The organism is Aldersonia kunmingensis, from assembly GCF_001646865.1.
Taxonomy (GTDB): Bacteria; Actinomycetota; Actinomycetes; order Mycobacteriales; family Mycobacteriaceae; genus Aldersonia; species Aldersonia kunmingensis.
Genome location: NZ_LRRB01000090.1, coordinates 1 through 13,793, shown reverse-complemented (window position 1 = coordinate 13,793; position 13,793 = coordinate 1). Strand labels below are relative to the sequence as shown.

The following is a 13,793-nucleotide window of genomic DNA, read 5'->3' as shown; positions in this document are numbered from 1 at the left end:
ACTATGCGAATTCGGCCCGCAGCCGCCGACGGGACGCGGTGGCATTCCCGCATCGAGAGCGATTGCTCATTCGTGCCTGACCCGGCACTGCAGGTAATACTCGGCGCCCAGCCCACGCAGCAGGGTCCGCACGACGGGTGGCGCCCACGCGGCCTCCGGATCCCGCCCGAGCCACGGTTCGTCGAGCACGATCGTGCGGCCGCGGCTCTCGATCGAACATCCGTCCGCGGCAAGGACATTGCGGACCCAGTCCGTGTCCTTGCCGTAGGTGAGCGCGAAGCGGTACCGGTCCACACCGCCGAACGCGTTCACCGGAGTCCGGTACTCGGTCCCCGATTTCCGGCCGCGGTGCACCACGATCGCCATGCCGGGGACGTGACCGGCGACCGTGCCGACGATGCGGTTGGTCGCGATCTTGTTGAACCGGCCAAGCGCGAGGGGAAGCGGCATGAACACTCCTTGCGTCGACGGTTCGCAATGGCAACCTAACGACGAACGGGCCCCCACCGTCGTCGAACGAGCGATTTCGACGGTGGGAGCCCGCTTGGTCGGTTCCTACAGGTACTGCCCGGTGTTCGACTCGGTGTCGATCGCGCGGCTCGCGCTCGCGTTCTTTCCGGTGACCAGCGTGCGGATGTAGACGATCCGTTCGCCCTTCTTACCCGAGATGCGTGCCCAGTCATCGGGATTCGTCGTGTTGGGCAGGTCCTCGTTCTCGGAGAACTCGTCCACGATCGAGTCGTAGAGATGCTGGATGCGCAGACCCGGCGAACCGGTTTCCAGTACCGCCTTGATCGCGTACTTCTTCGACCGGTCCACGATGTTCTGGATCATGGCGCCGGAGTTGAAGTCCTTGAAGTACAGGACCTCTTTGTCACCGTTGGCGTAGGTGACCTCCAGGAACCGGTTGTCCTCGCTCTCGGCATACATCCGGTCGACGACCCGCTCGATCATCGTCTTGATGCAGTTCGTGCGGTCGCCACCGAACTCGGTGAGGTCCTCCTCGTGCAGCGGCAGCGTCGTCGTGAGGTACTTGGAGAAGATGTCCTGCGCCGACTCGGCGTCGGGGCGTTCGATCTTGATCTTCACGTCGAGGCGACCGGGACGCAGGATCGCGGGGTCGATCATGTCCTCGCGGTTGGATGCGCCGATCACGATGACGTTCTCCAGGCCCTCGACGCCGTCGATCTCGCTGAGCAGCTGCGGCACGACCGTGGTCTCCACATCGGACGACACGCCCGATCCGCGGGTGCGGAAGATCGAGTCCATCTCATCGAAGAAGACGATCACCGGGGTGCCCTCGGACGCCTTCTCCCGAGCGCGCTGGAAGATGATCCGGATGTGGCGCTCGGTCTCGCCGACGAACTTGTTCAGCAGCTCCGGGCCCTTGATGTTGAGGAAGTAGGACTTGGCTTCCTTCGCATCCTCGCCGCGGGCCTCGGCCATCTTCTTGGCCAACGAGTTCGCTACCGCCTTGGCGATGAGCGTCTTGCCGCAACCGGGCGGGCCGTAGAGCAGCACACCCTTGGGCGGGCGCAGCGAGTACTCGCGGAACAGTTCCTTGTGGAGGAACGGCAACTCGACCGCGTCGCGAATCTGCTCGATCTGCCGACCGAGGCCACCGATGTCCTCGTATCCGACGTCGGGCACCTCTTCGAGCACGAGGTCCTCGACCTCGGCCTTGGGAATGCGCTCGAACGCATAGCCGGCCTTGGTGTCGACAAGCAGTGAATCACCCGGGCGCAGTTTGCGATTCGGCTGATCCGGGTCGGCGACGTCGTCTTCCTCGGCAACCAACGCCAGCGGGTCCGCGAGCCAGACGACGCGCTCCTCGTCGGCATGCCCGACAACCAGCGCCCGCTGGCCCTCGAGCACCTCCCGCAGGGTGCAGATCTCCCCGACACGCTCGTAGGCGCCGGCCTCGACGATCGTCAGCGCCTCGTTGAGCCGGACCGTCTGGCCCTGCCGCAGAGTCTCGGTGTCGATGTTCGGCGAGCAGTTCAACCGCATCTTGCGGCCGGAGGTGAACACGTCGACCGTCTGGTCCTCGTAGACCGACAGCAGCACGCCGTACCCGCTCGGCGGCTGACCGAGGCGGTCGACCTCCTCGCGCAGGGCGACGAGTTGCTGACGCGCGTCCTTGAGCGTGTCCATCAACTTCGTGTTGCGGATCGTCAGGGAATCGATGCGTGATTCGAGTTCCCGACTGCGATCCGGCGAATCGGCAAGTTGCCTGCGAAGTGCAGCCGCCTCTGCCCGTACAGCCTCAAGCTCTCGCCAAGCTGCGGAATCCGAACTCTCGATGGGGCTCATGTGCGACTCCTCCCAGTACCGGTCATACAACGCTACCGGCATGGACGCGTAATTGCCTTCCAACGCCGTTTCCGAGTCATCGCATCCGCGCGTCGGTTGCGTTAACAGCCTCGTGTTAGCCTGCCCTTACTAGCAGATGTCTCGGTATGGAGACCACACCGGAAGGCCGAATTTTGTTCGTTCGCACGAGGTTTATCCAGCGCAGTGTTGTCGCGGCGACCGCGCTCGTCCTCGCCGTCGGGCTGACCGCCTGCGGCTCCGACGACGACACCGCCGAGGCCACGAGCACGACCTCGGCTGCCGCCTCGACCTCGGCCGCAGCATCGGCCACGGAGTCGTCTGCTGCCGCGCCGGAGGAGCTGCAGGGCACCCTCACGCTGATCATCGATCCGGCCCGCCCGGTCGGCGAAAAGGCGGCCGTCATCGTGAACGGTGACGCGCGTACCTCGAACCTCGAAACTGTCACCCAGTCCCTGGCGAGCTACGGCGCGATCACCTTCGCTGTCCAGGACGTGGTTGTGAACGGCACCACCGCGACCGCCAATGTGCAGATCACCTCGCCGCACGGCACGCTGCCGAGTGCGATGGTCTGGGAGCAGGTCGACGGCACCTGGAAGCTGTCCGATGCGAGTGCCTGCCAGCTGTTCGCGATGGGCGGGGCGCCCTGCGCGTAGTCACGTGATGCGCGTCCCGCCACCGGCCCGGCGGCGGGACGTCGCGCACAACCGCTGGATCAGCCCTTCGAGGGACGACGCTGCGGTTTCAGCGTCACCGTGCCCTCGGCAAGACGGCGGGCACTGATGAGGAATGCGGTGTGCCCCTGCATGCGATGCTCGGGCCGCACCGCAAGGCCCACCACGTGCCAGCCGCGGACCATCGATTCCCACGCGCGCGGCTCGGTCCAGCACTCCTGTTCGCGCAGCGCCTCGACCACCTTCGACAACTGCGTCACGGTAGCGACGTAAACCATCAGCACACCGCCAGGCACCAAGTTTTTGGCCACCGTCGGCAGCGCATCCCACGGCGCGAGCATGTCCAGGATCACCCGATCCAATTGCTCACCCTCGTAGTCGGCAACATCACCGATGGTCAGGCTCCAGTTTTCCGGTCGCCCGCCGTGGAAGGTCTCGACATTGCGTACCGCGACCTCGGCGTGGTCCTCACGGATCTCATAGGAGATCACCTCGCCGCGCTCCCCGACCGCGCGCAGCAGCGAACAGGTCAGTGCACCGGAGCCGGCGCCGGCCTCCAGCACGCGCGCACCCGGGAAGATATCGCCCTCCTGGACGATCTGCGCCGCATCCTTCGGGTAGATCACCGCGGCACCGCGCGGCATCGACAGTACGAAATCGATGAGCAACGGCCGCAGCGCGAGGTACGGGGTGCCGTTCGTGGAGGTGACGATGCTGCCCTCATCCGCACCGATCAGGTCGTCATGCATGATGCCGCCTCGGTGGGTGTGGAACTCCTTGCCCGGCTCGAGGACGACGGTGTACTTCCGGGCCTTGGTGTCGGTCAGCTGAACCCGGTCACCGACGCCGAAGGGTCCGGTCCGTTTGGCCGTCATTGAAGTCACTGCTCCTTGTTCATCTACAAACGCTGTTGTTGTGGGCGCGAGCGTGCCTGGGCAGATCTGTCGGCGCCGCAGCCTAGCCTTCCAGGTATGACTCTCGCCGCCCCCGCCGACCTCGAAAGCGGGTCGACGGCTAGCTCCACCGGCGAGACTTCGCCGCGCCGCCGCATCGCGCTCTCGCCGTCTCGGGCGAGCGACTTCCGTCAGTGCCCGCTCAAGTACCGGCTGCGCGCGATCGACCGGATCGAGGAGACACCGTCCGCAGCGGCAACCCGAGGCAATGTCGTGCATGCCGCGCTCGAGGCGCTCTACGACCTCCCGGCACCCGAGCGTTCCCCGGAGCGGGCGACCGAGCTGGTCGGTCCGGCCTGGGATCGGCTGGTCGCCGAGCGACCGGGACTGGCCGAGGCGTTCGCCGACCCGGAGCGGGTCGCGCTGCTCGCCGGCGCCGAGTCGCTCGTGCAGGCGTACTTCCGGCTCGAGAACCCCGCCGGGTTCGAGCCGGAGTCCTGCGAGTCGCGCGTCGAGGTCGAACTTGACGACGGTGTGCTGCTGCGCGGCTTCATCGACCGCATCGACGTCGCAACCAACGGCGCGTTGCGCGTGGTCGACTACAAGACCGGCCGAGTGCCCAGCGAGATGCGCGAGCAGAGTGCGCTGTTACAGATGAAGTTCTACGCCCTGATCGTGCTGCGTACCCGCGGCATTCTCGCCAAGCAGTTGCGGTTGCTCTACCTGTCCAGCGGCGACATCCTCACCTACGAACCGGACGCCGAGGAACTCCTGCGCTTCGAACGGACCCTGTCGGCGATGTGGCGAGCGATCCTTGCGGCCGGTGCTACCGGCGACTTTCGGCCAAACCCCAGTCGACTGTGCAACTGGTGCGACTACAAGGCGTTGTGCCCGTCGTTCGGCGGCACCACTCCGGAGTACCCGGGCTGGCCGGAGTCCGAGGAACTCGAACCGTAGAAACGTCGGTCAGAGCGCGCCGGCTCAGAACGCACGCCGGCGAGCCGGCTCAGAACGCGCGGCAGGAGCGGATATCTGAGGCGAGGATCGCCTTCGCACCCATCTCGGCGAGCTGATCCATCACGGCGTTGTGCGTCTTGCGCGGAACCATGGCGCGAACCGCGACCCATTTCTCATCGGCCAGCGGCGAGACCGTGGGCGATTCGAGACCGGGCGTGATCTGCACGGCCTGATCGAGCAGTTCGCGCGGGCAGTCGTAATCGAGCATCAGGTACTGCTGCGCGAACACGACACCCTGGATGCGGGCGACGAGCTGATTGCGCGCGCGGTCGCTCGTGTCGGCGCCGTTGGCCTCGATGAGCACACCCTCGGAATCGCACAGCGATTCACCGAACGCGACCAGATCGTGCTGGCGCAGCGTGCGGCCGGATCCGACCACGTCCGCGATGGCGTCGGCGACACCGAGCTGGATGGAGATCTCCACCGCGCCATCGAGCCGGATGACCTCGGCCTCGAAGCCGCGCGCCTTCAGGTCGGCTCGCACCAGGTTCGGGTACGAGGTCGCGATCCGCTTGCCGGCGAGGTCTTCGACCCTCCAGTCCCGGCCGGCGGGTGCGGCGTAGCGGAACGACGAGCGGCCGAAGCCGAGGGCGATCCGCTCCTGCACGGGCGCACCGGAATCCAGCGCAAGATCGCGGCCGGTGATACCGAGATCGAGTTCACCCGAACCGACGTAGATCGCGATGTCCTTGGGGCGCAGGAAGAAGAACTCGACCTGGTTCGCCGGGTCGAGGACGGTGAGGTCACGAGAGTCGGTACGGCGGCGATAGCCGGCCTCATCGAGGATGTGAGCGGCCGACTCGGAGAGCGAGCCTTTGTTGGGCACCGCGACGCGGAGCATGGAATCAGGTCCTTTCGAAGTGGTCGGTGTCGAAGGGGCGTCTACAAATGTCGGTAGACGTCTTCGAGGCTCAGACCCCGACCGACCATCAGCACCTGGACCCAGTACAGCAACTGGGAAATCTCCTCGGAAAGGGATTCGTCGCTCTCATGCTCGGCGGCCAGCCACACTTCGCCGGCCTCCTCGAGCACCTTCTTGCCCTGCGTATGTACGCCGGCATCCAATGCGGCCACGGTGCCGGATCCCGCGGGGCGGGTGGCGGCACGGTCCTGGAGCTCGGCGAACAGGGACTCGAAGGTTTTCACGGAGAGCCATTGTCTCAGGTCGCGCGCGCAACAGAAAATCCGCCCACGGGGCACCGGATCCGCGCCTGAACGGAAGATCCGTTGCGTTGAACGGAGTGAACGCTTCCGTTCACTCCGCAATCGCGAAACCCGGGGCTGATAAGAACCGCGAGGGTGCAGCTGCGACGCCGTAGGGTCGGGTCCGTGGCGGTTCGGGAGCTGGTGGCGCGATGGATCGAGGAAGGCCGCGCGCGAGGATATCCACACCTACTCGGGATCGCCGGTCCGCCGGGCACCGGCAAGTCGACGCTGACCGGTGCGATCGTCGCCGCTTTCGGACCCGACCTGATCGGGGTGCTGCCGATGGACGGATTCCATCTGTCCAATGCCATGCTCGACCGGTTGCACCGCCGCGATCGCAAGGGCGCGGTGGACACCTTCGATGCGGCGGGATTCGCGAGCACCGTGGAACGCGCCGCCGCCCTGCGGCCGGGCGACCCACCCGTCTACGTTCCGGACTTCGACCGCACCCTCGATGATCCGGTCGCGGCCTCGCACAGCCTGTCCCCCGAGCTAGGGCTGATCGTCGTGGAAGGCAACTACCTCGGACTCGACGACCCGCAGTGGCGGCGGGTCCGCGCCACGTTGACCGAACTCTGGTATCTCGACTGCCCGGAGGACGAGCGGCTGCGGCGGCTCACTTTCCGGCACGTTGCCGGTGGCCGTTCCGAGGAAGCTGCGCGCGCCTATTCGGTCGAGGTGGATGGCGCCAACGCGGCGCTGGTCGAGGCTGCCCGCGACACGTACGACCGGATTGTCGACGGACAGGTCCTCGACGAGTTCGGTTGAGCGCTCAGCCCATCGCGTGTGTGTGCGTCCGCTGCAAAGCAGGAACGTCCAGCCCCACCAGTGATTCGATGACCAGGACACCCGGGCGCGCGACCACCGGGACCGTCGACGGCACGACGAGCACGGCGCAGCCGGCCTCCTCGGCCGCGTGCGTTCCAGTGGGCGAGTCCTCGATGGCCAGACAATGCTCGGGTTCGAGGCCCAGCAGCTGTGCCGCACGGATGTACGGCTCCGGGCTCGGCTTGCCCGCTCTCACCTCGTCGCCGCACACGGTGGCATCGAAGTATTCGCGGCCGAGCGTCTCGAGCGCCTTCTCTGTGAGCTCCCGCTCGGTGTTGGTGACCAGCGCGGCCCGCAGGCCGCTCGCCCGCACCGCTGCCAGCAGGTCCTTCGCGCCGGGACGCCACGGCAGACCCTGATCGAACATCTCCCCCACGCGGGTCCGCAGCCAGGTCGCGGACTCGTCGAAGGCCTGCTGGGTCGGTTCGACGTCGCAGTAGGCGAAGAGCTTGCGCAGCACGCCGTCCATCGAGTTGCCGAGGGTGGTTTCCCGCACAGCCGGGGTCAGGCGGCGGCCGAGCCGTTCCGAGAGCTCGTACACGGCCTCGTCCCACAGCACTTCCGAGTCCAGCAGGGTGCCGTCCATGTCCCACAGGACGGCAGCGAGTTCGGTCATTCGGCTGCATCCCGCAGGCACAGGCAGAAGTAGTGCCCGGCCGGATCGCGGAACACCCGGAAGCCTGGGTGCTCGAGCGCATCGTCAACCAACTCCGCGCCGAGCCCCACCGCCCACGACTCCGCGGCAGCGGGGTCGTCGACGATGAAATCGAGGTGCGAGTGGACGCTTTCGCTCGGCCAGTCGACCGGTTCGAAGTCGGGCGCGAGCTGAAACGCCAGCCGCGCCACATTGCCGGGCGCCTGTGCGACCACCCACTCTTCGTCCGCCCGCACGATCTCCCAGCCGAGCAGCTGCGCATAAAACTCCGCCAGCGCAATGGGATCCGGACAATCGAGAACCGCGTAGTCGAGCTCGATCGCCGGCCGGGTCATGCGCTGAAGTACTTCGCCTCGGGATGGAGCAGCACGAACGCGTCGGTGGACTGCTCGGGATGCAGCTGCAACTCCTCGGAGAGCCGTACACCGATGCGCTCCGGCTCGAGCAGTTTGACCAGCGTCGCGCGGTCCTCGAGTTCGGGGCAGGCGGGGTATCCGAACGAGTAGCGCGCGCCGCGGTAACCGAGCTTGAAGTATTCCTCCACGTCGGCGGGATCCTCCTCGGACACCGCGTGCCCGTCGAGCCTCAACTCCTCGCGAACCCGGCGGTGCCAGTACTCGGCCAAAGCTTCGGTGAGCTGCACGCCGAGGCCGTGCACCTCGAGGTAGTCCCGGTAGTTGTCGCCGCCGAACAGTTCGTTGGCGAAATCGGCGATCGGCTGGCCCATCGTCACCAGCTGGAACGGCATGACGTCGACCTGTCCGGTCTCGCGGGCATGCTCACGCGACCGGATGAAGTCGGCGATGCACAGGAACCGGTCGCGCTGCTGACGCGGGAAGGTGAACCGGAACCGTTCCGCCGCATCCGGATCAGGAGCGGAGCCTGCGGAGCGACCAGACGAATCAGTCGGCGATTCGAGCACGATGACGTCATCGCCCTCGGACACCGCCGGGAAGTATCCGTACACCACGGCAGCGTGCGCGAGCACACCCTCGGTGGAGAGCCGATCCAGCCAGTACCGCAGCCGCGGACGGCCATCGGTTGCGACGAGATCGTCATAACTCGGCCCGTCGTCGCCGCGCTGCCCCCGCAGGCCCCACTGGCCGAGGAACAGCGCGCGCTCGTCGAGCAGAGCCGAGTAGTCGGACAACGCGATGCCCTTGACGATTCGGGTGCCCCAGAACGGCGGAGTCGGCACGGGGACGTCGGCGGCGACGTTGGAGCGGGCCGGTACCTCGACCGGAACCTCCTTCGCCTTGCGCTGCGCCGCAATGCGCTTGCTGCGCTCGCGGCGCGCCTTGCGCTCCTCGAGTGCCTTCTGCTCCTCGATCGCCTCGGGCGAATCGGGATCAGGACCGCCGCCGCGTTTGCGGGTCATGATCTTGTCCATCAGGCGCAGGCCCTCGAAGGCGTCGCGGGCGTAGCTGACGTCACCCTCGTAGACATCGGCCAGATCGTCCTCGACGTAGGCGCGGGTAAGCGCGGCTCCACCGAGGAGCACCGGGAACTGCTCGGCCACTCCCCTGGTGTTGAGCTCCTGAAGGTTCTCCTTCATCACCACCGTGGACTTCACCAGCAGACCGGACATCCCGATCACGTCGGCGCGCTTGTCCTGGGCGGCTTCGAGGATCGCCGAAATCGGTTGCTTGATACCGATATTCACGACCTCGTAGCCGTTGTTGCTCAGGATGATGTCAACCAGGTTCTTGCCGATGTCGTGCACATCGCCCTTGACGGTGGCCAGCACGATCCGGCCCTTGCCGTCGTCGTCTGTGGCTTCCATATGCGGCTCGAGGTAGGCGACGGCGGCCTTCATGACCTCGGCGGACTGCAGCACGAACGGCAGCTGCATCTTCCCGGAGCCGAACAGCTCACCGACGGTCTTCATGCCGGATAGCAGCGTCTCGTTGATGATCTGCAGCGGCGGCACGGTCTGCATCGCCTCGTCCAGATCGGGCTCCAGACCGTTCCGGTCACCGTCCACAATGCGTTGGGCGAGCCGCTCGAACAGTGGCATCGCTGCGAGTTCGTCGGCGCGTGAGGCACGTGCGTCGGCCGCCGAGACGCCCTCGAACAGTGCCATCAACTGCTGCAGCGGGTCATAGCCCTCGCGGCGGCGGTCATAGACGAGGTCGAGCGCCGCCTCGCGCTGCTCGTCGCCAATTTGGCTGATCGGCAGAATCTTCGAGGCGTGCACGATCGCGGTGTCCAGGCCTGCCTCGACGCACTCGTGCATGAACACCGAGTTCAGTACTTGGCGCGCAGCAGGATTCAGGCCGAACGAGATGTTCGACAGGCCGAGCGTTGTCTGCACCTGCGGGTGGCGCTTCTTCAGTTCCCGGATTGCCTCGATGGTTTCGGCACCATCGCGGCGCGACTCCTCCTGCCCGGTGCCGAGTGTGAAGGTGAGTGTGTCGACGATGATGTCGCTCTCCTCGAGGCCCCAGTTCGAGGTGATGTCCTCGATGAGCCGCTCGGCGATCTCGACCTTCTTCGCCGCGGTGCGCGCCTGACCTTCCTCGTCGATCGTCAGCGCCACCACAGTCGCGCCGTGTTCGGCGACGAGTGCCATCGTCTTTTGGAACCGCGACTCCGGGCCGGCGCCGTCCTCGTAGTTCACCGAGTTGACCGCGCAGCGTCCACCCAGATGCTCGAGGCCGGTACGCAGCACATCGATTTCGGTGGAGTCCAGCATGATCGGCAGCGTCGACGCAGTCGCGAGCCGACTCGCCAGCGCGTCCATGTCGACGGCACCGTCACGGCCGACGTAGTCGACACAGAGGTCGAGCATGTGCGCGCCGTCGCGGATCTGGTCCTTGGCGATATCGAGGCACTTCTGCCAGTCCTCGGCGAGCATCGCATCACGGAATGCCTTGGAGCCGTTGGCATTCGTGCGCTCGCCGATCATCATGATGCTGGCGTCCTGTGCGAACGGCACGGCGCTGTAGATGCTCGCCACAGCCGGCTCGTGCTCCGGCTTGCGTGCCGCCTTTGTCGCACCGTGCACGGCGTCGGCGACCTGGCGGATATGTTCGGGTGTGGTACCACAGCAGCCGCCGACCATCGACAGGCCGAACTCGGTGACGAAACCCTTCAGCGCCTCGGCGAGATCCTCGGCGCTGAGCGGGTATTCGGCACCGTTCTTGCCGAGCACCGGCAGACCCGCGTTCGGCATCACCGACACCGGGATGCGGGCATGCCGCGACAGGTGACGCAGGTGCTCGCTCATCTCGGCGGGGCCGGTGGCGCAGTTGAGCCCGATCATGTCGATACCGAGCGGCTCGAGCGCGGTGAGCGCGGCACCGATCTCGCTGCCGACCAGCATGGTGCCGGTGGTCTCGACCGTGACGTGGGCGATGATCGGCAGTCGCTTGCCGAGCTGTTGCATGGCGTGCTGGCTGCCGATCACGGCGGCCTTCACCTGCAGCAGGTCCTGGCAGGTCTCGATGAGCAGCGCGTCGGCGCCGCCCTCGATCATGCCCAGCGCGGCCTCGGTGTAGGCATCCCGCAGCGCCGCGAACGGCGCGTGCCCCAGCGTCGGCAGCTTTGTGCCGGGTCCGATCGAACCGAGGACGAGCCGCGGGATCCCGTCCCGCCCGGGGCCCATCTCGTCGGCGACCTCGCGCGCGATCCGGGTGCCCTTCTCGGACAGCTCGCGGATGCGGCCGGCGATGTCGTAATCGGCGAGGTTCGGCAGGTTGCAGCCGAAGGTGTTGGTCTCGACGGCGTCCGCACCGGCGGCGAAGTAGGCGCGGTGGATCTCGCGCAGCACGTCGGGTCGCGTGTCGTTGAGGATCTCGTTGCAGCCCTCGAGGCCGAGGAAATCATCGAGGGTGAGGTCCGCGGCCTGCAGCATCGTGCCCATCGCGCCGTCGCCGATCAGGACGCGCCGATTGAGCGCATCGAGGAATGCGGTGTGGAAGGGCAAAGGCATGCGTACAGGGTAATGGCTCGCGCGGACACCCCCGGCGCGCGGGAAGCCGCGAGGCGCGGTGCCCTCACCGGGTTCGACACCCAAACCGAGGCAAACCGCTGCGAGAATGGTCCACGTGAGGCCGGGCGAGTTACTCGTCGCCGGGCGCGCCGCGCTGGCCGAGGGGCGCTGGGCCGATGCGCGCGCCGCCGCAATTCACGCACTCGCCGACGGTGAAACCGGGCCGCTGAACGAGGTGCTCGCCTCCGCTGCATGGTGGCTCGGCGACGACGCGACGAGCGTGCCGGCGTGCGAGCGCGCGTACGCCCTCTACCGGCGAACCGGGGACGAATTCGGCGCCGCACGGTGCGCTGTCTGGCTGGCGATCGTCTACAAGGCGAATTTCGCCGATCATCCGGCCGCAAATGGTTGGCTGCGCCGCGCCGAGCGGCTGTTGGGCTCGTCCCCGGTCGGTCCCGCGCACGGTTGGGTCTGGATCGCGCAGGGATACCGGAACCCGGATCTGGCCGAGGCCGAACGCCTCACCCGCGCCGCCGGCGACGTGGCGAACGAGGATGTCGACCTGGCGTTGGTCGCGCTGTCCCAACTCGGTTTGATTCGCGTCATGAGCGGCGACGCCGGCGGCTTCGACCTGGTCGACGAGGCACTCGCCGCCGCACTTGCCGGTGAGCGGACTTCGCTGGACACGGTCGTCTACACCTGCTGCGACATGTTGCGCGCCTGTGAGGTTGCCGGTGATCTGGACCGTGCGACGCAGTGGAGTGTTGTGGCAGACCGATTCGTCGAGCACTATGGCTGTCCCTTCCTGTTCGCCGAGTGCCGCATCTATTACGGCAGCGTGCTCACCGCTCGGGGACGCTGGCACGACGGTGAGCGTGAACTGGCGGTCGGCGTGCGGTGTACCGCTGACAGATATCCGGTTTTGCACAGCCAGGCCGTTGCTCGGCTCGCCCGACTGCGGCTGCAACGGCGCCGAACCGAGGATGCCGAGCTGCTCACCGCTCGCGAACGCCAGGTGCTCGAATTGCTCGGCGCGGGGCTCACCAACCCCGAGATCGCAGCGGCGTTGCAGGTGAGTCGCAAGACCGCCGCGCACCACGTCAGTAGCATTCTTGCCAAGTTGGGCCTGCGCAATCGAGTGGAGGCCGCTGCGTGGGCCGTACGCGCCGAACCGAAATAGGTCAGTTGCCCGATGCGCCACCGGCGAACGTCGGCGCAGCATCGGATCATGTCCACAACGCCTTCCGAGCAGTTTGGCCTTTCCGCGGCCGCGGCCGAGAGCTACGAGGCGGATTTCGTGCCTGCCTTCTTCGCCCAGTGGGCGCCGATGCTGTGTGACGCGGCGAGTGTGTATCCCGGCGCCCGCACTCTCGACATTGGTTGCGGCACAGGCATTCTCACCCGCACTGCGGCGGACCGGGCCGGTCCTGAGGGTATCGTCGAGGGCCTCGACCTAAACGAAGCCATGCTCGAGGTGGCTCGCCGAATCCGCCCCGACCTCACCTTCCGACGGGGTGACGCGTCCGCGTTGCCCTACCCCGACCGATCCTTCGACATCGTGCTGTCGCAGATGGCACTCATGTTCTTCCCGGATCGCGGCCGAGCACTGGGAGAAATGGCCCGAGTCGCGGTGCCCGGCGCCACGGTAGGTCTCCTCGTTCCGGCGGCGCTCAATGCCCAGCCGGCATTCGCGCCATTCGTGCAGATGGTCACCAACCACGCCGGACCCGAGGCCGCCGACCTGCTGGGCAGCTACTTCGTGTGCGGCAACCTCGAAGCCGTGGCCGACGAGACGGCTCGAGCAGGGCTACAGGTTCGCACCGCCAGGACGGTGGACGGCATCTACCGCGCTCCGTCGGTCGATGCATTCGTGACCACCGAGGTGGAAAGCACGCCCCTGCGCGATCGCCTCGACGACGTGACCTACCGGCGCATCCGTTCCGGCGCCCAGGCGGTGCTTGCCGACTTCCGTACTGCCGCCGGCGCGGTCCAGGCCCCCTTCGCCGCCAATCTCGTCATCGCCGCCAGAACCTGATCAGCGGTAGTGGCTGCGAACTATCGTTGAGGTCCCGACCGAACGGCCCGCGATGTCCGCACTGCGTTTCGGCATCCATCTCCCGCAGATCGACTTCGGCGATCAGACGTTTCCCATCGATCGCTTGGTGGACTACGTCGTTACGGCCGTGTCGCTCGGCTTCGACGCGGTCGCCGCGAACGATCACCTGCTCTTCACGGTGCCCTGGCTGGACGGCCCC

Annotated in this window: 13 protein-coding genes; 5 read left to right on the top strand and 8 right to left on the bottom strand. The window is 66.8% G+C overall.

What is annotated here, in order from left to right; genetic code table 11:
• Nucleotides 1-66: 66 nt before the first annotated feature.
• Both A8G08_RS06860 and arc read right to left on the bottom strand, forming a co-directional pair.
• On the bottom strand, nucleotides 67-450 hold the full coding sequence (locus tag A8G08_RS06860) for a nitroreductase family deazaflavin-dependent oxidoreductase (RefSeq protein ID WP_068271947.1): 384 nt from the start codon (nucleotides 448-450) through the stop codon (nucleotides 67-69).
• A 105-nt stretch (nucleotides 451-555) separates the two neighbouring features.
• A complete protein-coding gene (gene arc, locus A8G08_RS06855) occupies nucleotides 556-2,313 on the bottom strand; it encodes a proteasome ATPase (protein WP_068271944.1) in 1,758 nt (585 codons plus the stop codon).
• Nucleotides 2,314-2,486: 173 nt separating this feature from the next.
• On the opposite strand from arc, the gene A8G08_RS06850 reads away from it, so the two are divergent.
• Nucleotides 2,487-2,987 carry a WKL family lipoprotein gene (locus tag A8G08_RS06850; RefSeq protein WP_245672704.1) on the top strand — a complete coding sequence of 167 codons (501 nt, stop codon included), beginning with the start codon at nucleotides 2,487-2,489 and terminating at the stop codon, nucleotides 2,985-2,987.
• Nucleotides 2,988-3,046: 59 nt separating this feature from the next.
• Here A8G08_RS06850 and A8G08_RS06845 read toward each other — a convergent pair whose 3' ends face one another.
• The gene (locus tag A8G08_RS06845) at nucleotides 3,047-3,880 is read right to left on the bottom strand and encodes a tRNA (adenine-N1)-methyltransferase (RefSeq protein WP_068271878.1); all 834 of its coding nucleotides are present in this window, start codon (nucleotides 3,878-3,880) and stop codon (nucleotides 3,047-3,049) included.
• 96 nt (nucleotides 3,881-3,976) lie between these two features.
• Here A8G08_RS06845 and A8G08_RS06840 point away from each other — a divergent pair, with 96 nt between their 5' ends.
• Nucleotides 3,977-4,855: a RecB family exonuclease gene (locus A8G08_RS06840; RefSeq protein WP_068271876.1), complete on the top strand. Its 879-nt coding sequence runs from the start codon at nucleotides 3,977-3,979 to the stop codon at nucleotides 4,853-4,855.
• A 49-nt stretch (nucleotides 4,856-4,904) separates the two neighbouring features.
• Here the strand turns inward: A8G08_RS06840 and hisG are convergent, their stop codons facing one another.
• Both hisG and A8G08_RS06830 read right to left on the bottom strand, forming a co-directional pair.
• Entirely contained in the window at nucleotides 4,905-5,756 is an 852-nt protein-coding gene (gene hisG, locus A8G08_RS06835) for an ATP phosphoribosyltransferase (RefSeq protein WP_068271873.1), read from the bottom strand.
• A gap of 41 nt (nucleotides 5,757-5,797) precedes the next feature.
• Nucleotides 5,798-6,061: a phosphoribosyl-ATP diphosphatase gene (locus tag A8G08_RS06830; RefSeq protein WP_068271871.1), complete on the bottom strand. Its 264-nt coding sequence runs from the start codon at nucleotides 6,059-6,061 to the stop codon at nucleotides 5,798-5,800.
• Nucleotides 6,062-6,244: 183 nt separating this feature from the next.
• Here A8G08_RS06830 and A8G08_RS06825 point away from each other — a divergent pair, with 183 nt between their 5' ends.
• Nucleotides 6,245-6,889, top strand: a complete 645-nt coding sequence (locus A8G08_RS06825) for a nucleoside/nucleotide kinase family protein (protein WP_245672703.1) — start codon at nucleotides 6,245-6,247, stop codon at nucleotides 6,887-6,889.
• A gap of 4 nt (nucleotides 6,890-6,893) precedes the next feature.
• Here the strand turns inward: A8G08_RS06825 and A8G08_RS06820 are convergent, their stop codons facing one another.
• The 3 genes from A8G08_RS06820 to metH are packed head-to-tail and all read right to left on the bottom strand — an operon-like array spanning nucleotide 6,894 to nucleotide 11,538.
• Complete coding sequence (locus A8G08_RS06820; RefSeq protein WP_068271868.1) at nucleotides 6,894-7,565, bottom strand: HAD family hydrolase; 672 nt, start codon at nucleotides 7,563-7,565, stop codon at nucleotides 6,894-6,896.
• Complete coding sequence (locus tag A8G08_RS06815; RefSeq protein WP_068271865.1) at nucleotides 7,562-7,939, bottom strand: VOC family protein; 378 nt, start codon at nucleotides 7,937-7,939, stop codon at nucleotides 7,562-7,564. Before A8G08_RS06815 ends, A8G08_RS06820 begins: the two co-directional genes overlap by 4 nt.
• Entirely contained in the window at nucleotides 7,936-11,538 is a 3,603-nt protein-coding gene (metH, locus tag A8G08_RS06810) for a methionine synthase (RefSeq protein ID WP_068271862.1), read from the bottom strand. The genes A8G08_RS06815 and metH overlap by 4 nt, the downstream gene beginning before the upstream one ends.
• A gap of 115 nt (nucleotides 11,539-11,653) precedes the next feature.
• On the opposite strand from metH, the gene A8G08_RS06805 reads away from it, so the two are divergent.
• Together A8G08_RS06805 and A8G08_RS06800 are read left to right on the top strand one after the other, a co-directional pair.
• Nucleotides 11,654-12,718, top strand: coding sequence for a response regulator transcription factor (locus A8G08_RS06805; protein WP_169823272.1), 1,065 nt, complete (start codon nucleotides 11,654-11,656; stop codon nucleotides 12,716-12,718).
• 48 nt (nucleotides 12,719-12,766) lie between these two features.
• On the top strand, nucleotides 12,767-13,573 hold the full coding sequence (locus A8G08_RS06800) for a class I SAM-dependent methyltransferase (RefSeq protein WP_245672702.1): 807 nt from the start codon (nucleotides 12,767-12,769) through the stop codon (nucleotides 13,571-13,573).
• Nucleotides 13,574-13,793: the final 220 nt, after the last annotated feature.

Excerpts from the sequence above, each read along its gene's own strand:
- A8G08_RS06860 (WP_068271947.1), bottom strand. The coding sequence starts at position 450 with ATGCCGCTTCCCCTCGCGCTTGGCCGGTTCAACAAGATCGCGACCAAC.
- arc (WP_068271944.1), bottom strand. The coding sequence starts at position 2,313 with ATGAGCCCCATCGAGAGTTCGGATTCCGCAGCTTGGCGAGAGCTTGAG.
- A8G08_RS06845 (WP_068271878.1), bottom strand. The coding sequence starts at position 3,880 with ATGACGGCCAAACGGACCGGACCCTTCGGCGTCGGTGACCGGGTTCAG.
- A8G08_RS06840 (WP_068271876.1), top strand. The coding sequence starts at position 3,977 with ATGACTCTCGCCGCCCCCGCCGACCTCGAAAGCGGGTCGACGGCTAGC.
- hisG (WP_068271873.1), bottom strand. The coding sequence starts at position 5,756 with ATGCTCCGCGTCGCGGTGCCCAACAAAGGCTCGCTCTCCGAGTCGGCC.
- A8G08_RS06820 (WP_068271868.1), bottom strand. The coding sequence starts at position 7,565 with ATGACCGAACTCGCTGCCGTCCTGTGGGACATGGACGGCACCCTGCTG.
- A8G08_RS06815 (WP_068271865.1), bottom strand. The coding sequence starts at position 7,939 with ATGACCCGGCCGGCGATCGAGCTCGACTACGCGGTTCTCGATTGTCCG.
- metH (WP_068271862.1), bottom strand. The coding sequence starts at position 11,538 with ATGCCTTTGCCCTTCCACACCGCATTCCTCGATGCGCTCAATCGGCGC.
- A8G08_RS06800 (WP_245672702.1), top strand. The coding sequence starts at position 12,767 with ATGTCCACAACGCCTTCCGAGCAGTTTGGCCTTTCCGCGGCCGCGGCC.